This window comes from Cobetia sp. 14N.309.X.WAT.E.A4 (assembly GCF_030397495.1).
GTDB lineage: Bacteria > Pseudomonadota > Gammaproteobacteria > Pseudomonadales > Halomonadaceae > Cobetia > Cobetia marina.
On the sequence record NZ_JAPNXT010000002.1, the window covers coordinates 202,664 to 223,198 of the forward strand.

The 20,535-nt window shown below is 63.9% G+C and carries 17 protein-coding genes; 10 read left to right on the forward strand and 7 right to left on the reverse strand.

Features of this window, described 5'->3' with window-relative positions; translation table 11 throughout:
* Positions 1–64: 64 nt before the first annotated feature.
* Positions 65–1,375, reverse strand: a complete 1,311-nt coding sequence (locus OW493_RS04265) for a 2-hydroxycarboxylate transporter family protein (protein WP_084209380.1) — start codon at positions 1,373–1,375, stop codon at positions 65–67.
* A gap of 269 nt (positions 1,376–1,644) precedes the next feature.
* Between OW493_RS04265 and OW493_RS04270 the strand changes: the two genes are divergently transcribed.
* Both OW493_RS04270 and OW493_RS04275 read left to right on the forward strand, forming a co-directional pair.
* A complete protein-coding gene (locus OW493_RS04270) occupies positions 1,645–3,414 on the forward strand; it encodes a sensor histidine kinase (protein WP_289863357.1) in 1,770 nt (589 codons plus the stop codon).
* 63 nt (positions 3,415–3,477) lie between these two features.
* Positions 3,478–4,215 carry a response regulator gene (locus tag OW493_RS04275; RefSeq protein WP_289863358.1) on the forward strand — a complete coding sequence of 246 codons (738 nt, stop codon included), beginning with the start codon at positions 3,478–3,480 and terminating at the stop codon, positions 4,213–4,215.
* Positions 4,216–4,317: 102 nt separating this feature from the next.
* Here OW493_RS04275 and mnmC read toward each other — a convergent pair whose 3' ends face one another.
* The 3 genes from mnmC to OW493_RS04290 form a co-directional block, all read right to left on the reverse strand.
* A complete protein-coding gene (gene mnmC / locus OW493_RS04280; RefSeq protein ID WP_354670129.1) occupies positions 4,318–6,666 on the reverse strand; it encodes an FAD-dependent 5-carboxymethylaminomethyl-2-thiouridine(34) oxidoreductase MnmC in 2,349 nt (782 codons plus the stop codon).
* A 143-nt stretch (positions 6,667–6,809) separates the two neighbouring features.
* Positions 6,810–7,109, reverse strand: a complete 300-nt coding sequence (locus OW493_RS04285) for a YciI family protein (protein WP_077378958.1) — start codon at positions 7,107–7,109, stop codon at positions 6,810–6,812.
* The gene (locus OW493_RS04290; protein WP_289863359.1) at positions 7,109–7,690 is read right to left on the reverse strand and encodes a septation protein A; all 582 of its coding nucleotides are present in this window, start codon (positions 7,688–7,690) and stop codon (positions 7,109–7,111) included. Before OW493_RS04290 ends, OW493_RS04285 begins: the two co-directional genes overlap by 1 nt.
* A 255-nt stretch (positions 7,691–7,945) precedes the next feature.
* On the opposite strand from OW493_RS04290, the gene OW493_RS04295 reads away from it, so the two are divergent.
* The 3 genes from OW493_RS04295 (at position 7,946) to OW493_RS04305 (ending at position 10,722) form a co-directional block, all read left to right on the forward strand.
* Positions 7,946–8,950: a PHP domain-containing protein gene (locus OW493_RS04295; protein ID WP_289863360.1), complete on the forward strand. Its 1,005-nt coding sequence runs from the start codon at positions 7,946–7,948 to the stop codon at positions 8,948–8,950.
* Positions 8,951–9,113: 163 nt separating this feature from the next.
* The gene (locus OW493_RS04300; RefSeq protein ID WP_077378966.1) at positions 9,114–9,737 is read left to right on the forward strand and encodes an L-threonylcarbamoyladenylate synthase; all 624 of its coding nucleotides are present in this window, start codon (positions 9,114–9,116) and stop codon (positions 9,735–9,737) included.
* 175 nt (positions 9,738–9,912) lie between these two features.
* A complete protein-coding gene (locus tag OW493_RS04305) occupies positions 9,913–10,722 on the forward strand; it encodes a 5'-nucleotidase, lipoprotein e(P4) family (protein WP_289863361.1) in 810 nt (269 codons plus the stop codon).
* 104 nt (positions 10,723–10,826) lie between these two features.
* Here the strand turns inward: OW493_RS04305 and OW493_RS04310 are convergent, their stop codons facing one another.
* Both OW493_RS04310 and OW493_RS04315 read right to left on the reverse strand, forming a co-directional pair.
* Positions 10,827–11,873 carry an ion transporter gene (locus OW493_RS04310; RefSeq protein ID WP_289863362.1) on the reverse strand — a complete coding sequence of 349 codons (1,047 nt, stop codon included), beginning with the start codon at positions 11,871–11,873 and terminating at the stop codon, positions 10,827–10,829.
* Between the two features lie 153 nt (positions 11,874–12,026).
* Positions 12,027–13,040, reverse strand: a complete 1,014-nt coding sequence (locus tag OW493_RS04315) for a CYTH domain-containing protein (RefSeq protein ID WP_289863363.1) — start codon at positions 13,038–13,040, stop codon at positions 12,027–12,029.
* Positions 13,041–13,521: 481 nt separating this feature from the next.
* On the opposite strand from OW493_RS04315, the gene OW493_RS04320 reads away from it, so the two are divergent.
* The 3 genes from OW493_RS04320 (at position 13,522) to argA (ending at position 17,150) form a co-directional block, all read left to right on the forward strand.
* Positions 13,522–14,202 (forward strand): TIGR00153 family protein, encoded by a 681-nt coding sequence (locus OW493_RS04320; protein WP_077378976.1) that lies wholly within the window; start codon positions 13,522–13,524, stop codon positions 14,200–14,202.
* Positions 14,203–14,243: 41 nt separating this feature from the next.
* Positions 14,244–15,527 carry an inorganic phosphate transporter gene (locus tag OW493_RS04325; RefSeq protein WP_077378980.1) on the forward strand — a complete coding sequence of 428 codons (1,284 nt, stop codon included), beginning with the start codon at positions 14,244–14,246 and terminating at the stop codon, positions 15,525–15,527.
* A gap of 312 nt (positions 15,528–15,839) precedes the next feature.
* Positions 15,840–17,150: an amino-acid N-acetyltransferase gene (gene argA, locus OW493_RS04330; protein ID WP_077378983.1), complete on the forward strand. Its 1,311-nt coding sequence runs from the start codon at positions 15,840–15,842 to the stop codon at positions 17,148–17,150.
* Positions 17,151–17,212: 62 nt separating this feature from the next.
* On the opposite strand, the gene OW493_RS04335 is transcribed toward argA, so the two are convergent.
* Entirely contained in the window at positions 17,213–17,509 is a 297-nt protein-coding gene (locus OW493_RS04335) for a hypothetical protein (protein WP_289863364.1), read from the reverse strand.
* 853 nt (positions 17,510–18,362) lie between these two features.
* Here OW493_RS04335 and OW493_RS04340 point away from each other — a divergent pair.
* Positions 18,363–19,859, forward strand: coding sequence for a HAMP domain-containing sensor histidine kinase (locus OW493_RS04340; protein ID WP_077378985.1), 1,497 nt, complete (start codon positions 18,363–18,365; stop codon positions 19,857–19,859).
* Between the two features lie 44 nt (positions 19,860–19,903).
* Complete coding sequence (locus tag OW493_RS04345; protein ID WP_077378987.1) at positions 19,904–20,470, forward strand: hypothetical protein; 567 nt, start codon at positions 19,904–19,906, stop codon at positions 20,468–20,470.
* Positions 20,471–20,535 lie beyond the last annotated feature (65 nt).

Genomic DNA, 20,535 nt, shown 5'->3' on the forward strand with positions numbered 1-20,535 from the left:
GTCGGTGCTCCTATCGAGGGCGGATCATGCGAATCGAGGCCGGATCATGCGAACCGAGGCCGGATCATGCGAACCACATCGGCACGACCAGACTCGAGATCAGCAGGATCAAGGCTCCGCCCAGGCGCGAGGAAATCTGCGCGAAGGGCATCAGCTGCATGCGATTGGCCGCCGAGAGGACCGCGACGTCACCCGTGCCGCCCATGTTGGCCATGCACAGGCCAGCGGTGATGGCGGACTCGATGGGATAGAAGCCGACCAGCTTGCCCACCAGCCCTGCACCGAAGGCGGCACCGGCGACGACACCGAAGACGATCACCACGTAGGTGATGGTGATGGCGTCGATCACCTGGCCCAGGTCGGTGTAGGCCACGCCGATGCCGAACAGCAGCGCGAAGGTCCAGTTGCCCGCGACGAAACGGAACCATTGAGCGGCGGCCTGGTTGATGCTTTCCGGCACCAGGTTGGCGCACTTGAGTACGGCAACCGCGATGATCATCAACGCGTAGGGGTGCAGCGGGATGACCTTGCCGAGAATCTGGCTGGCGACGAAGAAGCTCAGGGCGATGACCATGCCGATGCCCAGCTGGGAGAGATCAGGCGCGCTCTTCTCTTCACGGACATCGACACCCGGCATCATCTGGCCGCCGCCGGTCAGTGACGGGAAGCGCTTGCCAAGCCCGTTGAGCAGCCCGGCGATGATGATGGCGAAGACATTGCCCAGCGCCAGCGCCGGTACCAGGATCGAGATGTAATAGCTGGCCGGCTGTCCCAGCAGTTGCTCGTAGATCTGGCTCATCGGCACGGCGCCTGCCCCCATGCCACCGCCCATGATGGGCAGGGCGATGACCATGACGGCATCCTTGGGCGAGAAGCCCATGATCCAGCCGACCAGCATCGCGAAGAGTGCCGCGAACAGCACCGAGCACAGCAGCGGCAGCGCGAAGCGTGCCCCGACCTTGACCAGCACGCGGGAGTCCATGCCGAGAATGCTGCCGGTGATCAGTGCCGCGATGTAGAAATTCAGAAAGCCGCCGGCCTTCATGAACTCGCTGACGCTGGCCGTGACATCCTGTGGCAGCCAGCCGCTATAGACCAGCGCTGCGGCACCGAAGATGGCGAGAATCGCTCCGCCTCCCAGGTAGCTGTTGATGATCGGCAGGCGATCACCCAGAAAGCCCAGCAGCTCACCGAGGACCATCATGACCATCAGGGCGCCGATCATGCCGGCCGGCAGGGTATCGGTGGCGATGGCGGCGATCAGGACCAGAAACGACAGGGCGAAGATCGGCAGGGACATGCCGAAGATGCGTGTCTTCAGGTAAGGCGACTCGTCGGCAGGCGTGGCCGTGGCGGTCTGCGAGGAATGTGTCATGCAGGCTCCTTGTCCTGCACTCTGTCGTTGCAGGACCTGTTGTCATGTCCGGATGCGCTGGCGTGGCATCGCGGGATCGGTTGGGACAAGGTGGGACATCATGTCCGCGCAGTGGATGCGCGTCACAGGGAGCTTACGATGTGGCTTTCGAGGGCCAAGTTTTGCGAATTAAAGAAAGCCTTTTGAAACTTATGAAACCGCATGGCGCGGCTCGCTCACGTGCTGGGCGAATTGGCCATGCCACCAAGGGGGCACGTGGACTGTCTGGCGTGTTGCATTCTTCTCAACCCGGACTGAGCGCGCTGACCTCGCTGCTGGCTGCCGGCATGGTGATCGTCAGCCTGCTGGTCGCGGCCTGGCTCTTCAGTGCGCAGCTGGAGCGGACCCAGCATGAGATACAGGGACAGCGCATCGCCGCCCTCGCGCAACGCATCGCGCGGCTGCCTGAGGTGCGCGCCACCTTGAGCGAAGCCAACGCCTCGCAGGCAGCGCCTCCCGCCGCGGATAGCCGCCTGGCGGCACGCATCGAGCGGCTGCGCCGCGAGAATGCCGTCGACTTCATCGTGGTGATGCGTCCGGACGGCGTGCGACTCAGTCACCCGGAGCCCGCGCGGATCGGCCAGCCGTTTCAGGGGGGAGACGAGCAACGTGCGCTCGGAGGCGCGGCCTATCTCTCCGAATCCCGCGGTACGCTCGGCGAAAGCCTGCGCAGCTTTGCCCCGGTGATGGCCTCTGCATCCGATGGCGAAGCGCGTTCCGTCATCGGCGCCGTTGCCATCGGCATCACGCTGGATTCGCTGGGGCGGCGGCTGGCCGATGAGAAGCGTCAGCTGCTGATCGGGCTGGGCATCCTGATGCTGTTCGGCACGCTGGGGGCGCTGGGACTGGCACGCTATCTGCGCAGACAGCTCAAGGGGCTGGAGCCGGCGGCCATCGCGCGTCTGGTGGAAGAGCATCAGGCGGTGCTGGCCAGCCTGGAAGAGGGCATCATCGTGGTCGACCCCGAGGGGCATGTCACCCTGGTGAATGCCGCGGCGCGCGAGCTGCTGGGGACGGCCCCCGAACCGGGAGAATGCCTTGAGGCGTGGTTGCCCGATACCGGCATGCACGAGTGTCTAGCCGCGCACTCGCCGGTGGCGGAGCAGGACGCGGCTCGCCTGCGTCAGGTCACCCATGACGGGCGGCGATTGTGGGTGCGTTGCCAGCGGGTGCATGATGGCGAGCATCTCATGGGCGGCGTGCTGGTATTGCGTGAGCACGACCGCATGCAGCGCCTTGCCGAGGAGCTGACCGGCGTTCGCCGACAGGCAGAGTCACTGCGTGCCGCGCGCCATGAGTTTCGCAATCGGTTGCATGTGTTGTCAGGGCTGACGCAGATGCAGGACCTCGACGGCCTGCGAGATTACCTGGCATTGCTGGTGGAGCGGGAGCTGCCAGCGGATGCCGCGGCCGCCGAGCGCATCGCGGACCCTCTGCTGGCAGGATTGCTGATCGGCAAGCACAGTGAGGCTCGCGAGCGGGGCATCGCGCTCAATGTCGAGCTGGACGTCGAATGGCATCATGCACGGCCCGAGCACCGGGTGATGCCCGGCGCAGCGCTGTCTCAGTCCGAGTTGTCTCAGGCCGAGCTGTCTCAGGCCGTGCTGCCGGTGCTGGAGCGCAGCTTGAGCCATGATCTGGTCAGCGTGATCGGCAATCTGCTCGACAATGCCTTCGAAGCGCTGGAAGAGATGGACGATGCCACACACGCCCCGGCCGTCACTCTGAGCCTGATGCTGGAATCCGTGGGTGAGGCGTCAGAGGCCCAGTTGTCGATCAGCGTGGCAGACAACGGTCCCGGCATGCCGGCGGAGCTCATGGAGACGGCGCGCGCGGCGGGGGTAAGCAGTCGTGGTGAAGGTCGCGGGCTGGGGCTGTCGCTGGTACAGGAGATCGTGACCGCGCGCGCGGGAGACTGGCACTTCTACTCGCCCCCGGGCGGCGGCACCCTGGTCGAGCTGACCTTGCCCTGCCAGCGGTCGCCCACTGCGGCGCCCTGAGAGCATTTCACATCGTTGGACGGCTGCCGTCCAAGACCCCGCATGATCAAGGAGCCTGAGCGCATGCGTGTGCTGATAGTCGAAGACGACCCCATGGTCATGCGTCTCAATGTCGAATACCTCAATCGTATCGATGGCATGCGCCTGGTCGCCCAGTGCGAGGATGTCGCCGCGGCGCTGGAGGTGCTGGCGCAGGAGGCGGTGGACCTGGTGCTGCTGGATGTCTATCTGCGCAGCCGCAGCGGTCTGGAGGTATTGCGCTGGTTGAGACGCCATGCCGCCCCTGACATCCAGGTGATCCTGATCACCGCCGCCAGTGAGGCGGACACGGTGCGCAGCGCGCATGCGCTCGGGGTTTGCGATTATCTGGTCAAACCCTTCAGCTTCGCCCGCTTCCAGCAGGCACTGGCACTGGCACGGCGTGGTCGCCAGCAGCTGGAGAGTCTCGAGGGGGAGGTCAGTCAGCAGCAGCTGGACCAGCTGTTCGGCTCGCACATGGCAGTCAGTGGCGCGGTGGGGGCGGTGTCTGATGGCCGCCTGCCCAAGGGCGTGACGGCGGCGTCCCTGGCGCTGGTCGCCGGTGCCATCCAGGCACTGCCACGCGATGAAGACAGTTTCACCAGCGATGCGTTGCTGAGCGCCACGGGCATGTCGCGCGTGACCATCCGCAAGTACCTGCGCCATCTGGCGGCCTGCGGCATGCTCAGCGAGGCCTTCCACTACGGCCAGATAGGCCGCCCCTCCTTCACCTATCAGGTCATCGATCGTCAGGCGCTTGCCAGGCAGTGCCGGCTCCCCTGAAGGATGGCGAGCCCTCTGCCTCAGCCGGTGTCCACCCATGTCTGCCGGTGTCCACCCATGTCTGCCAGTGTCCACCCATGTCTGCCAATGTCCGCCAATGCCTCAGCGCCGCTGCACGATATCGCGGATCAGGCGGCGTCCCGGGTGCAGGTGCTCGGCCAGTTCGCGCTCCAGCGGCAGCGGCTCGCCGCACAGCTGTGAGGCGATCAGCTCCGCACACAGCGGTGCGGTGGTGAAGCCGCGTGAGCCATGCGCGGTGGAGAGCCACAATCCCGGTAGATGTGCGCCGCTCAGTGATGGCACGCGCTTTTTCGCATCGAAGGCCATGGCGGCGTAATCCTCACGCCATTGCGCGGCGTCCGGTGCCGGGCCGGCCAGCGGGCTCTTGTCGGGGCTGGCGGCGCGCCAGGCGACACGCCCCTGCCAGGCATCGTCTTCCAGCCTGACGCCACGCGCCCGCTCCCAGGCAGCGACGAAGGCGGGCAGCGCACTGCGCAGCTCGGCGACATTGGCGATGTGATCCGCCTCGCGGACCGCCTCATCCTCATCGCGCGGGGCGAAGGTCGCGCCGAAGCTGAGCGTCACGCTGCCGTCGGCGTGACGCTGACAGGGCGAGACATAGCCACCGGCACACACCACGCTGTCGAGCATGGGCAGCCCTGCTGCCTGTTCGGGCGGCACCGTGATCTCGCTGACCTGACCACGAATCGGCTGCAGCGGCAGATGCGCGAGCGGCTCGGGCAGGTGTGTCTGCTCCCCCAGCGCGACGATCAGCTGATCCACTTCCAGACAGCTGCCGTCGCTGGCTTGCAGCTGCCAACGCGGCGTTGGTGCGTTGTTGCCTGTCTTTCCGCCTTCCTCTCTGCCTTCCTCGGCCCCCAGCGACTGAATGGCCTCGATGCGCGCCTGCCGAAAGCTGATGCCCGGCGTGGCGGCGAGGTGCTGACACAGCGCCTTCGGACGCACCCAGCCCGCGACGGGATAGAAGAGGCCATCGAAGGTGATCTCGCTGCCGGCGATCTGGCTGGCCTGGTCGGCAGTGACCGGCCTAAGCAGCGCCTCGGGCAGCGGGTGATTGTTCGCGAAGCGCTGTTGGCGCTTGCGCTCACGCTCGCTGGTGGCCAGCTGCAGCACGCCGCTGGCGGACCACAGGGTCTGCTCGGGGTCGAGGCTTGCCAGCCAGCGCCGGCTGTATTGCAACGCGGCCAGCTGTAAGCGGCTGGCAGGGTTGGTCTCGGCGGCCAGCTTCACGTAGAGCGCCCCCTGGGTATTGCCGGAGGCCCGCGCACCGGGGGCTTCGGCGTCGATCAGCGTGACCTTCACGCCACGCCGCGCCAGCGCCTCGGCGCAGCTGGTGCCGGCGATGCCAGCGCCAAGTACCGCGACGTGTGTCTCGCGGGAGATGGGCGCCGGCTGGGGCGGCTGCGTCCAGGGCTGTTCCCGGCGCAGCGGATGAAGCACCCCGCGCTGTGCGGGCGATGTCAGCGAGGGCCGGGGCTGGTCATGCTGTTCCTGCCTTTCGGCAAGCCCCATCAGCTCGGCGCGCGCCGCCGAGGTGGCAGCGTCCAGCTCGCCGCAGATCATCTCGCGCTTCATGCCATGGCCGGGCACCTTGCGCCAGGCGAAGCCTGCCGCCCGCAGGCCGCGCCGCACGAAGCCCGCGGCGGTGAAGGTGGCGAAGGTCGCCTCGGGATGCGAGATGCCGGCCATGGCCGCGAACAGCGCCGGTGACCACATTTCCGGATTCTTCGACGGCGAGAAGCCATCGAGGAACCAGGCATCCACGCCTCCTTCGAGGCGTGACAGGCGCTCGACGGCATCGCCGAAGTGCAGATCCAGCGTGATGCGCTCATCCAGCCACAGACGATGCACGCCGAGTACCGCAGCCGGCCATTGTGCCACCAGCGGTTTCGCCAATGAGGCGAGATCCGGCCAGGCGGACAGCGCGCGTTCGAGATCCGCGGCACGCATCGGATGCTTTTCCACCGAGACGACATGCAGGCGTGCCTCGGCGGGTGCCGTGGCCAGAAAGCGCTGGGCGGCGCACAGGATGTTGAGGCCGGTGCCGAAGCCGGTCTCGCCGATCACGAAGGGGCGCGCTTCCCGCCAGTCACGGAAGCGCTCGCTCAGCCGGTTGCTGTCGAGGAAGACGTGTACGGTCTCGGCGCGGCCATCGTGGATCGAGAAGTACACATCCCCGTAATCCATGGCCTGTGGGGCCGCGTCATCCCATTCAAGGCGTGCCTCTTCCAGCGCGGCCAGCGGTGCCAGCGGGACCTCCGGCACCACGCCGGGGGCCGTGACAGGGTCGATCGCGCTCGGTGGCGTCGTCGCAGGCTTGCGTGTCATGGCGTTCGGCCTGCCCTTCGGCGCCGCGTCGGACACTGACGATGCGGACGGCTCAGGCGTGGCGGAAGCGGGCTGGCGGGGGGAGGAGGGACGATCGTTCACGGGCATTCCTGGCAGGAGGTCGAGCGGGAGAGCAGGGCATCAGGGCAGTGGCCGGGCAACGTCTCCAACGCAGACGACGGACAGCCAGGCTGTCCGTCGTCAGGGGGCGAAGCCGCCGGTCACCGGCCGAGCGGCAGTCAGGACTAGGGCAGTGTCTGCTTGAACGGCTTCACTTCGGCGCTTGCATAGACACCGGCGATGACGAAGGGATCGGCATCGGCCCACTTCTGGGCCTCTTCGAGGGAATCGAACTCGGCGATGATGACGCTGCCGCTGAAGCCGGCGTCTCCCGGTGCTTCGCTGTCGATGGCCGGGTTGGGGCCGGCGATGACCAGACGGCCTGCGGCATTCAGGGCCTCAAGACGTGCCAGATGTGGCGGTCGTGCTGCCATGCGCGCTTCGAGACTACCTTCGACATCCTGACAGACAATGGAATACAGCATCACGAATCATCCTTATGTGAAGAGGTGGAAGAGGAAGACCCTTCCTGAGGGGCCTGCACCATGTGACGGGACAGATAGACGCCCTGAACGATGACGAACAGCAGTGTCAGGCCAAGCATGCCGAACAGCTTGAAATCGACCCAGATGTCTTCCGAATAGTGGCTGAAGACATAGATGTTGAGGCCGCCCATGGCGAGGAAGAATACCACCCACGCCAGGTTGAGGCGGTGCCAGATGGCACGCGGCAGCTGGATCGCCTTCTCCATCATGCGCTCCACCAGCGGCTTGCCGCCGAACAGCGGCGAGAGCAGGAAGGCGACGGCAAACAGCCAGTTGACCACGGTCGGCTTCCACTGGATGAAGGCGCTGTTGCCGAACAGCACGGTCGCGCCACCCAGCACGACGACCAGCGCCAGCGTGACCAGCTGCATCTTCTCGACGCGCTTGTGACGCCAGTAGATGTAGAGCACCTGGGCGAGGGTGGCAGGGATCAGTACGGCCGTGGCCATGATCATGTCGCCAGTCGTCTTGTAGACGGCGAAGAAAATCACGATCGGCAGAAAGTCGAGCAACATCTTCATGAGAAACACACACTCCTGGACACGACGGCGGTGCCGTCGGGAAGGCAAGGGCTTGTGCGAGTGGTATCCTTTGGCAACCAGCGGCGCACCCTTGCCTGCATGCGTTCATTCTGCCGCCATTGCTGCCTGCTGACAAAGCCCATGTGGCTTCCAGACATATACGGCAGTCAACACTGCCCCTGACGTCCTTGCCGAGGGCTTGCCAGCATGATCGGCAACTCTAGGCTCTGGACGTTCATCCCGAGAGGTTTTCCCGTGTCCGACGTCCTGTCCGACCATCCGCCGACATCCGAGTCGCCCGCTCACCAGCCATCATCGCCACCGCCTGCCCGTCCGGTCCCCCGCGCGCTGCCCCAGCGTTTCGAGACGGACATCGAGGTGCCGGACATCGACCTGCACATGCACTCGACCGCCTCCGATGGCGGCATGGCACCGGCAGAGCTGGTCGCGCTGGTCGCGCGGCGCGGCGTCTCGCGCATGTCACTGACCGATCACGACAGCATGGAAGGCATCTTCGAGGCTCAGCAGGCGGCGAGCGCCCATGGCGTCACCCTGCTGCCGGGCTGCGAGCTGTCCGTGCGCTGGCGCAATCAGACCATCCACCTGGTGGCGCTGATGCCCGAGGGCGCCGGAGACGCGTTGAGCGCCGGCCTCAGGCAGCAACATGATGCACGTGAGCGGCGCAGTCACGAGATCGCCGCGCGCATGGAGAAGCTGGGACTGAGTGATGCCATGCAGCGTGCCCGTGAGCAGGCCACGCTCAGCGGGTCGGGAGACCGCCCCCTGTCGCGGCCGGACTTCGCGCGCGCGCTGGTGGAGGCGGGACTGGCCCGTGATCTTCAGGATGCCTTCAAGCGTCACCTGGGCTCCGGCCAGAAGGGCGACGTCAAGGCACACTGGCCCGAGATGGAAGAGGCGGTGGGATGGATACGTGCTGATGGCGGTGTCGCGGTGATGGCGCACCCGATGCGCTACAAGCTGACCCGCACCAAGCGCGGTGAGCTGCTGCGGGACTTCATCTGTGCCGGCGGTGAGGCCGCCGAGCTGGTCAGCGGCTTCCAGAACATCGACCGTGCGCGTGACCTGGCGCGTCAGCTGGATGAACTGGGCCTCTATGCTTCCGTCGGCAGTGATTTCCACTTCCCCGGGGGGCCGCTGGCACCCGGCAGCATGAGTCCGCCACCGCGCACCAGGGTGCCGCCCGTCTGGTGTCATCCGCGCCTCGCACCCTTTTTTGCGGCCGCCACCGCCACCATGTGATAGAGATGGCTGGACCGGCCTGGCTGACGTGTCGCGTCTTGTCAGGCCGGTCTTGTCGAGAGTTCGCCGAGAATTTGCCGAGAGTTCGCCGAGAATTTGTCGAGAGTTCGCCGAGATCAGTGCGCCAGTGTCCGGCGCACTGTGCTGACGCAAGGAGCGCCGCATGGGACAGTTTTTCCAGATACACCCTGAAAACCCGCAGAAACGTCTTATTGATCAAGCGGTTGCCATCATTCGGCAGGGGGGCGTGATCGCCTACCCGACCGATTCCGGCTATGCACTGGGTTGCCACCTGGGCGAGAAGAAAGCCATCGAGCGCATCAAGCGTCTGCGTGAACTCGATGACAAGCACAACTTCACCCTGATGTGCTCGGATCTGTCGGAAATCGGCACCTACGCCAAGGTGGACAATGCCGTCTTCCGGCTGCTCAAGAGCCACACGCCCGGAGCCTTCACCTTCATCCTCCACGCGACCACCGAAGTGCCACGCCTGCTGTTGCATCCCAAGCGTCGCTCCATCGGCGTGCGCGTGCCGGACCATGCCATCACGCATGCCCTGCTGGAGGCACATCACGAGCCGCTGATGAGCGTGACGCTGATTCCGCCGGGCGAGGAGCTGCCGATGACGGACCCGGAAGAGATCCGTCAGCGCTTCGGGCATGCGCTGGATCTGATCATCGATGGTGGGGCCTGCCGCCTGGAGGCCACCAGCGTGGTGGACCTGCGCGACCTGCCGCCCGTCATCGTGCGTGAAGGACGAGGCGACATCTCGAACTTCGTCGAGTGAGGCACGCCGCATGACGCGCGTGGCGAGATGCTCATGACGAGTTGCTCATGACGACGAGAAGCGGATGGTGACATGGCAGGCGAGGTCGTTGAACAGGAATTCAATAACGCTGAGTGTTAATATTCTGCCGTCTTGATAACTCAACGACATACCTATCATGCACAGAGGATCATCGATGCCGATCACGTCTTCATCTCAAGCGCGTGTCTCGTTGCTGGCGAGAGCCACCAGGGTCGCGACACTGGCAGGAATCATGGGCCTGGGAGTCGCTCCCGTCAGTCCGGCGGCCGAGACACCCGAGGCAGCGCAGTGTCCGCCGGCAGCATATGCCATGGCACTGCGCTATCAGCAGCAATCGGCGGAAGTCGCGGCCCTGCAGCGTCAGAGCTATGCGCTGGCGACACGTCAGCTGGAGACACTGCTGGCATCTCGTGATGACGAGAAACCTGCCGCGATCATGACCGACCTTGATGAAACCGTGATCGACAACTCCGCGCTGCTGGTGCGTGACCTGAAGGCCTGTCATGACTTCACGGGCTGGGACACCTGGAAGGCGTGGGAACGAGAGGGCAAGCCGACCCTGATTCCGGGTGCCAGGGAGTTCCTCGAACTTGCCGCATCGCGTGGCGTGGCGATCTACTACGTGTCGGATCGCTACGAGGAGAACAAGGACGCCACGGTCACCACGCTGAAAGCCCTGGGTCTGCCCGGTGTCGATGACGCCCATGTGCGCCTGCTGGGGCCGAGCAAGTCGGTGCGTCGTCAGGCGATCGCGAAGGATCACGACATCGTGATGCAGCTGGGCGACAGCCTGCATGATTTCGCGGATGACTTCTCCGACAAGACGCCCGAGCAGCAGAAGGCGCTCGTCGCGGAGCAGGCGCAGCATTTCGGCAAGGATTGGATCATGTTGCCGAATGCCTCCTACGGCAGCTGGAGTGAGGCCACGCTGACCGCCTGGGACAAGCCCTTCTCTGACCGCTAGCCCTTGCCGGCTTCCGGCTGAATGACAACGCCCCCGGACCTTGCGGTCTCGGGGGCGTTGTCATTTCCGAGGCGTTGTCGTGTGCCGAGTGACACTCGGCCTCGTCAGCTGCGATCGCGGTCGGGGGAGTCGTCGCCTGGGGAGGCGGTTTCCTCCTTCGCTGGCGGCTCGGCGTCGGGCTCAGGTCCAGGTTCGGGTTCTGGGTCTGTCTCAGTCTCAGTCTCAGGCTCTGGCTCGCGTGGGTCACGCGTGTCTTCATCCAGCCAGGTGCCGCAGAACTTGCAGTACTTGGCATTGCGATCATGGCCCTCACGGCCACAGCCGGGGCAGGCTTCATCGCTGGTCTGCTGCATGCGCAGGCCGTTGAGCACCTCGGCCGAGAACACGCCGGTGGGCACGGCGAGAATCGAATAGCCCAGTATCATCATCATCGCCGAGATGAACTGGCCCAAGGGCGTGATGGGGGCGATATCGCCGTAGCCCACCGTGGTCAGCGTCACCACCGCCCAGTAGAGCGCCTTGGGGATGGAGGTGAAGCCGGCTTCCGGGGGTTCGATCAGATAGATCAGGGCGCCGAACACCGTGATGATGCTGAGTACGGTGATGAAGAACAGCAGGATCTTGCGACGACTGCGCGCGAGAGCCTCGACCAGCATGCGACCTTCGCCGACGAAGGCCATCAGGCGCAGCACGCGGAACAGCCGCAGCACACGCAGCACGCGCACCACCAGCAGTGCCTGCGCCCCCGGAATCAGCAGCGAGAGCCAGGTCGGGGCGATCGACAGCAGGTCGAGCACGCCGTAGAAGCCCTTCGCCCAGGTGCCGGGGTGTTTGAGGCAATAGAGGCGTACTGCGTATTCCAGCGTGAACAGCAGGGTGAAGGTCCATTCCAGGATACGGAACAGCTCCCCATGGCGGGCATTCAGCGACGGCACGCTATCGAGCATCACCACGGCGACGCTGGCGAGAATCATCGCGACCAGCGCGATATCGAAGGCCTTGGCCGCCTTGGTGTCGGACTCGAAGATCCAGTGGAACAGCCGGGCACGCAGCCTGCCGCTGGCCGGCTCGAAATCGCTGGAGCGAGGGGGGGCGGTGGCGGATTGTGATGTACTGCCGTATTCGTTGGCCGGCCCTTGGCGTTCAGGCATGCGGGCTTCCTTGACTGGCGTCGCAGCGCCGGGGCGGGCTGCGACGCGATGGTGGGGGCAGGGCAGGTGAGGGCGCGATGGCCAGGCGCTCAGCGAGCGATTTCACCGGGGTCTCTCAATGAGCTGTCTCACCGAGCATTCTAATGAGCTGTCTCACTGGCCTCGGCTGCGCAATGCCGCCAGCAGCGACAGGCTGTGCTGACCGAAGACCGCTGTCATCCAGCTGTCTGGCGTGCCCTGCTCACGGGATTCGCTCAGCGCCTCCGTCAGCGCCACCGCATGGACATGACCGGGATGCTGACTGGCGGCCAGGCGCGAGGCCAGGGCCGAGAAGGCGGCCAGGGCGTGATCGTGCCAGCGCATGTCATCTTGCTGCTGGCGGTCGGCATGTGCATCCAGGGCATCGATGGCCGCGGCGAGCAGGGCATTCGTGTCGGTGGTATCCAGCGTCTTCTCGTGCCATTCGCCATCTCTGAGTGCGGCACCGCGGCGTGCCTTGCTGGCATCTGCCGGGCGCAGGGCCAGTCGGCTGGCCAGGGATTCCGCCAGCGTCCACAGCACCCCTTCGCGCTGCTCGGCGCTCAGGTCGTCACCGCCAGTGAGTTCCAGTTCGATCTCGCGGATGTGCGTCTCCCGACCTGCTGCCTTCACGTGGCCGAGATCCAGCGCCATCTCGACGCCGACACCCGCTGTCTGGCCATCCTGCGTCACCGTCACCGTCAGCTCCAGCTGCCAGGCATGACGTTCGAAATCCGTGCTGAAGGTAGGGGCGAGGGCGCCGAGCAGGTGCTCACGCGGACCTTCCTCAAGCGCCTGCAGAGGGGGAAGGCCGCGCAGGCCATCGAGATCGAGGCCTGTCTGGCCGTCGGGCAGCGCCCATTCCCACTCGCCCCGCGAATGCAGGCCGCCATGGCTTTCGCCACTGGTCTTGAGGGTCTGGCGCAAGGGGCCCGGACTGTCGGCATCCTCTCCACTGCGGCGCAGGCGCAATGCCATCTTGGCGCGTTCCAGCGCATGCTCAGGCGTGTCGAAATAGGTATTGGCCAGCCAGCGACGACGGGGCGTGGTGCCAGCCAGTTCCGCGATGTCCGCAAGACGTTCCAGAATCGCCGTGCGTCCGAGGCCGCTGTGGGTCAGCGCCAGCTTGAGTTCGATTTCCTGCGCCATGACGACGGCACTCCCTGTACGAGAAGATGAAAAATGAAGATGGCCGGGCATGGATGATGACAGCGATACGAGGACGCTGGCGGCCTGTCCGAGATCCCGGGACAGGCAGCCCCCGGCGGCTTCATGCTCGCGCCTGTCCCTTGCCAAGGCAAGCGCAGAGCGTGTCGCCAGCCTTCCCACGGCAGGTGATCCGTCAGCAGAATCACAGTGATATGACAGTATCGTGACATTTGTGTGACATGAATTGCCTGCCGCCAACTCCTTGGTTATATTATGAACAATGTAATCAGTCAGCGACCCCGCGTCCTGTCGCTACATGACAATCTCTCCTCTGGAATCCTTCGAGTTCCCCCCCGACTGCCGCTGATGTTGCGTGAAGTACAACAGCATGGCGGTATCGTGTCGTTACGATGAAAGTTATGTGATCGTCACAAAGGCTTTGCTACACTCCGCGCGTCAATCCTTAACGCCGACGGCCACTATGGTAACGACCAACCCTTTCTCTTCGATGTTCGGGCGCTCGCCTTTCAAGGCGCTGCACACCCACATCATCAAGACAGACGACTGTGCCCAGCACTTGCTGACCTTCTTCGACGCCTGCGAACAGGGTGATTGGGATCAGGCGGCCAGCATTCGTCAGACCATCAGCAAGCTGGAGCGTGAAGCGGACGAACTGAAGACGCAGCTGCGTCTCAATCTGCCCAATTCGCTGTTCCTGCCGGTATCCCGTTCCGACCTTCTCGAGCTGATCCATGTCCAGGATTCCATCGCGAACGTCACCAAGGATATCGCCGGCATCATGCTGGGTCGCCACATGCAGATACCCACCGCGCTGGTGCCCGCCATGCGTGAGTATCTGAAGACTGCGGTCGAATCGGTCTGCCAGGCGCGCCGTGCGCTGGGCGAGCTGGAAGATCTTGTCGAGTCCGGCTTCGGGCGCAACATGAGCGAGCTGGTCGACAAGCTGATCAATGAGCTGCATGAGCTCGAGAAGCAGTCCGACGAACAGCAGATCGCGATTCGCCAGACCCTGTTCTCGCTGGAAGCCGCTCTGCCACCGGTCGACGTGATCTTCCTCTACAAGATTATCGACTGGGTCGGCGATGTTGCCGATCAAGCTGAAAAGGTCGGTACCCGACTGCAGATCCTGATGGCGCGCTAAGCGCTGTCAGGACGTCCTGCCATCTGCTCAAGAGTTCCCTAATGTCCATCATTGCTCAATACGGCGATGTGCTCGTCATCCTTGCCTGCGTATTCGGTTTCTTCATGGCGTGGGGTGTAGGCGCGAACGATGTCGCCAATGCCATGGGTACCTCGGTTGGTTCCAAGGCCATTACCATCAAGCAGGCGATCGTCATCGCCGTGATCTTCGAATTCCTCGGTGCCTGGCTGGCTGGTGGTGAAGTCACCGATACCATCCGCAAGGGCATCATCGACCCGTCACTGCTGATCCAGAATCCGCAGTTCCTGGTCTACGGCATGCTGGCATCACTGCTGGCCGCCGGTATCTGGCTGCTGATCGCGTCCATGAAGGGCTGGCCGGTCTCCACGACCCACTCCATCGTCGGTGCCATCGTCGGCTTCGCGGCGGCGGGTCTAGGCGTGGATGCGGTCGAGTGGCCCAAGGTCGGTCAGATCGCGGCCTCCTGGCTGGTCTCGCCGCTGCTGGCGGGCTCCATCGCCTTCGTGCTGTTCAAGTCCGTGCAGACGCTGATCTTCGACAATGAAGACCCGTTCGCGGCCGCCAAGCGCTATGTCCCGATGTACATGTTCCTGGTCGGCTTCATCATCTCGATGGTGACCATGGTCAAGGGCCTCAAGCATGTCGGGCTGCACCTGAGCTTCGAGTCCAGCCTGCTGCTGGCCGTCGTCATCGGTGCCATCGTGATGGGGATCGGCGTGCTGATGGAGCGCAAGGTCGCGCGTTCTCGCCTCAAGGAGAAGAATCGCGCCACCGGTGATGATTTCGACTTCAGCGGCGTCGAGAAGGTCTTCGGCCTGCTGATGATGTTCACCGCCTGTGCCATGGCCTTCGCCCACGGCTCCAACGACGTGGCCAACGCGGTCGGTCCGCTGGCAGCCATCATCAGTGTCGTCGATTCCGCCGGTCAGATCGGCGCCAAGGCCAGCATGCCCTGGTGGGTGCTGGTGCTGGGTGGCGGCGGTATCGTCGTCGGCCTGGTCACCTATGGTCGCCGCGTCATCGCCACCGTCGGTACCGGCATCACCGAGCTGACCCCGTCTCGTGGCTTCGCGGCCACCCTGGCGGCGGCCTCCACCGTGGTGCTGGCCTCCGGCACCGGCCTGCCGATCTCCACCACCCACACCCTCGTCGGTGCGGTGCTGGGGGTAGGTCTGGCACGCGGCATGGCAGCGCTCAACCTGCGCGTGATCGGTACCATCGTGATGTCCTGGCTGATCACTCTGCCGGCCGGCGCGATCCTGTCGATCCTGTTCTTCTTCATGTTCAAGGGCATGTTCGGCTAAGCCGACATCTGCCTCAGCGCCCGGGCTTGCGACGGGTTTGCGACAGGGCGCTGCATGAGAGAAACACGCAAGATGCATTGGCATGACGCATCGACAAGATGCATTGGCAAGATGCATTGGCAAGACGCACTTGAAAAACGTTTTTGAAAAAACGTTTTTGAAAAACGAGAAAGGCGACCTTCGGGTCGCCTTTCTCGTTTAGGCCGCATGGATGTCAGGGGCGTCGCTCGCCGTGCAGGCTGCGGCGCTGATATGATGATTCATGGGCATGCCTGACATGTCATTTTCCTCCCTCCTGCACGGAGCTGGCTCTTGAACACGCGTTTTCCCTTCGCGGACTGGTTTCGCAATTCCTCTCCCTACATCAACGCTCACCGTGGGCGCACCTTCGTCATTCTGATCGAAGGCGATGCGCTGTCTTCCTCACGACGAACGCAGTTGATTCAGGATCTGGCGTTGCTGCACACCCTCGGCGTGCGACTGGTGGTGGTGTTCGGCGTGCGTCCGCAGGTCAGGGAAGCACTGGAGGGAGTAGGAATCGAGGCCGAGCGTCATCAGGGGCGTTGGGTCGTCACCCGTGACATCCTCGCGCATCTGGAGCAGCAGGTCGCCACGCTGCGCCTGCGCCTGGAGGCCAGCCTGTCGCTGGGGCTGCCCAATACCCCGCTGCATGGTGTCGAGCTCTCCGCCGTGTCGGGCAATCTGGTGATGGCCAAGCCGCTGGGCGTGCGAGAGGGCGTCGACTTCCTGCACGGTGGCGAGGTGCGTCGGGTGCGCAGCGAGGCCATCCAGGGGCTGCTTTCCCAGCAGGCCATCGTGGTGCTGCCGCCGCTGGGCTTCTCCAGCACCGGCGAAGTCTTCGACCTCGATGCGGCCGAGGTGGCCGAGCACGCGGCCGTGGCGCTGGCCGCCGACAAGCTGATCCTGCTGGGAGAAGGGGAGGGACTGTTCGATGAGCATGGCGTACTGTTGCGTCAGCTCAACCCTGAACAGGCCGCCGCCCTGGCACCGCCACGTGAGGATGACAGCGAACTGTCTCGTCATCTGGCCGCGGCCTGTGGTGCGGCGCGGCGCGGCGTCGGTCGCACTCACCTGCTCAGCTGGCGGGATCGCGATGCGTTGCTGGGCGAGCTGTTCACCCGCGACGGGATCGGCACCATGATCACCCGCCAGGGCTACGAACAGCTGCGCAAGGCACGCCTGGAGGATGTCGGAGGATTGCTGGCATTGCTGGGGCCGCTGGAGCAGCGCGGTATCCTCGTCGCTCGCTCGCGTGAACGCCTTGAGCACGAGATCGACGACTATGTCGTGCTCGAGCGTGACGGCATGATCATCGGCTGTGCAGCCCTGCATGTCAGTCGTGACGCTGCCATGGGTGAGCTGGCCTGCGTGGCCGTGCATGATGACTACCGGCGTGGCCAGCGGGGTGAGCAGCTGCTGGCCGAGATCGAGGTGCGTGCACGGCGTGGTGGCCTCACGCATCTGTTCGCGCTGACCACGCATACCCTGCATTGGTTCATCGAGCACGGCTTCGTGTCGGCCGGCCTGGATGACCTCCCGCCGATGCGCCGAGAGATCTACAACTCCGCGCGCAATTCCAAGGTGCTGATCAAGGCGCTCTAGTCACGACCCAAGCACGTGGCGCTCAAGGCGCTTGCCGTCGCCCTCAAGACTCTCGACCCCCGTCAGCCGCCTGAACGCTTCAGGTGACTGACGGGGGTCTTGCGCATGATGCGCGGGAAATTCCGGCAAGATGTCGCACTTCTGGATCGATGCCGCGCTTCTGGCTCGATATCGCACTTTTTGATCGATGCCGCGCTTCTGGATCGATGCCGCGCTTCTGGATCGATGTCGCACTTCTGGATCAGTGAATGGCGCGATGTCTTGCAAAGGAGACGTTTCAATTGATTGATATGGAAGGAGAAAATCGGATACCAACGATAACTGTTGGCATTTTGCGACGAAAAGGACGTGTATTTCATCGTTTCACGCCTCGTGCGTGGGAATCCACGCCGATGCCGGTTTTTGAATCTTTACAAGTCATTGTTTTTGAATATGTTTTTCGATTATTGGCACGGCATTGGCAATAGTCATGTTGAGCACGAGGGAGTGCCCATGAAAATGGACATTCTCTCCGGCCTTGCAGCGATGACGGTACTCACTACCCTGTGCGCTCCGTGATCGCTGACAGGCCAAGCGTCTGCTCCACGCGATGTGTGACTTCAGGTTGCGATGAGACAGGTACGGCCCCCAGAGGGCATGGAAAGTATCTTTAGGGCAAGGATGCCCGGGCATGGATGCCCGATACTGGATGCGGTGATGCTTGATCCGTCACCGCCATCCCCGGAATTCAGGTGAGCGCCGGGAAGTGCCCGGCGAGCGCCGCAAGCATTGCGATGCATCGCCCCCCTGTGATGTATCCGATAGGGAGCTCGGACCCTGTCCGAGGCGAGTGTCAACTGACCTGGAACGACCACCAGGTGGCACTGGCGACTCCCGGGCCAGCGACAGGCAGACCACCTGTCAGGCCCAGCAATCACGATGGAGGTCTGCTCTCCAGGTAACAGGCATTCGTCGTGATGACTGACCCTTCAGTTCCCTGCGTACTTGGGCCGGCTCTTGCCGGCCCTCTTTTTGTGCGTTTCACGAGGATGGGTCAAGTGAATCATCCACGACACCTGCCCGGGCGCGGTTTCTGTCGTCGAGCGGGGATGAATTAAATCAGAATCATATTGATTAACGAACTGGCAACCGCGATGGGCGCTGGCGAACTCTGGTATCCTTGGAAGACGTGATTCGATGATGACCACCCCTTTCCTGCATAGAGTTCTTTCAATGGCCTCCAAGGTGACACGGCACTGGCGCCCCCGCTCTCTGCTTCAATTGGTATTGATGGCATTCATGGTGGTGATGCTGCCGATTGCAGTGCTGATGTTCCAGGCGGGTCAGGCACTCTCCGAGCTCTCGGAGCTGGCCGATGTCAGCGCTCGCCAGGCGGTTGACCAGACTCGCCGAGCCCGCACCCTGACCAATCTCGCCGTCGAGATGGAGCGCAGCGCACGCCAGTACGCGGTGCTGGAAAATCCGGATCTGATGAAGATCTACGCTGACAAGGCCAGTGCCTTCCGCGAGCTGCTGGACGAGCAGGCGCGCCTGCTGGGCGAGGGAGACCCGCGCGTCAGCGAACTCAAGGGCTCGCTGTCGCAACTCGAGCGCATGCCGGAGATGAGCGTGGCGCAGGTCAGCAGTCATCTCGAGGACTTCGGTCCCTTCTCCATCCAGGCCAGCGGCCTTCTGAACTCCACCCGTGAACTCGTCGATGCCCGCATCGAGGGCATTCGTGCGCGCGCCTCCCAGGTGAAGACTCAACTGTGGTGGCAGACGGCCGCGCTCGTCTCCATCAGCCTGTTGCTGATGCTGTTCTTCACCTGGCTGATCATTCGTCCCATCCGTCAGCTGGAGCGGCGCATCAATGGTCTCGGCAGCGGCACCGACCGAGAGGGTCCGCTCATCAAGGGGCCCGCCGAGCTGGTCCAGCTGGGTGAGCGTCTCGACTGGCTGGCGGCGCGTCTGGATGAGCTGGAAGAGCAGAAGCAGCAGTTCCTGCGTCACATGTCGCATGAGCTCAAGACACCGCTGGCCAGCATCCGTGAAGGCACTGGCCTGTTGATCGATGAGGTCGCCGGTCCGCTCAGTCCGCATCAGATGGAAATTCTTGGCCTGCTGGATGACTCCAGCAAGGAATTGCAAAAGCTGATCGAGCAGCTCCTGGACTACAATCTGCTGCAACACAATCAGGGGCTCGAACGTAGCCGCTTCGATGTGCACGAAGTCTTCAAGGAAGTGCTGTCAAAGCACCGCCTGGCACTGGAGAAGAAGGGCATGCGCGTGCACCTGCCACCCGCCAGCCTCAGCTGGGAGGCGGATCGTCCACGTACCGGCCGGATTCTCGACAACCTGATCTCCAACGCCATCGCCTATGGGGAAGATGGCGGCGATCTATGGCTGAGGGCGCGCAAGGAGCGTCGCCAGCTGGTGATCGAGGTCGCCAACAGCGGCGAACCGATTGCCCCGAAGGACCGCGATCACCTGTTCCAGCCCTTCTATCAGGGCGCGGTGAAGCGCAAGGGGCCGCTCAAGGGCTCCGGTATCGGTCTTTCGGTGGCCGCCGACAGTGCTCGCGCCCAGTTTGGTCAACTGGCGCTGGTGGAGGACGCCAAGGCCGACGTCTGTTTCCGCCTGACCTTGCCGACCCCCAGCCGCTCACCCTCCTCTGGTCAGGAAGGTGAGCAGGTCCTGCTGGGGGGTGACAGTGCACCCCATACCACATGAAATGGCACCCGAGAGTGCCATCAGACACGCAAGGAAGAGAAGTGATGAAGGGTCAACGACTGTTGACGGGAATCACCACCGGCATGCTGGTCAGCTTGCTCAGTGCCTGTGGCGCCCTGTCGAATATCACCTTGCCGGGCAACGAACACGTCGCCGATACTCCCAGCGTTCAGGACAGCTGTCATGGGGCGGGCGATCTGCCCGATTTCAAGGAAGGAAACTGCCTGCTGGATGAGTGGGTCGCCTTTGCGCTGCAGGCTCAACGCGGCAACGATCAGTGGCGCGACAGCACCCTGATGCAGCTGGAAGGCAACCGCCATGACCGTCGTCTGGCGCGTGCCATCGTGCTCAGCTGGGGAGACGAGTCCGATTGGGAACTGGCCTCTGACCTCTACAAGGCGGACCTGCCCACCGCGCCGAGTCGTCTGCAGCCGCTGCTGCGCCAGTGGCTCAACGGGCTGGAGGAGCGTCGCGGCCTGATCGCGGATCGCGACAAGAGCGAAGGCGTCCGCCGCAAGCTGAGTGCCGAGAACGCCCAGCTCAGCAAGAAGCTCGAGGCGCTGACCGCCATCGAGGAAGCCATCAATTCTCGCCGTCAGACCACGCCCTGAATCCGATGCCGGGCGTGTCTGGCCACGAACTGTCATTGGCCCAACCGGCTGCATGACGCAAGACT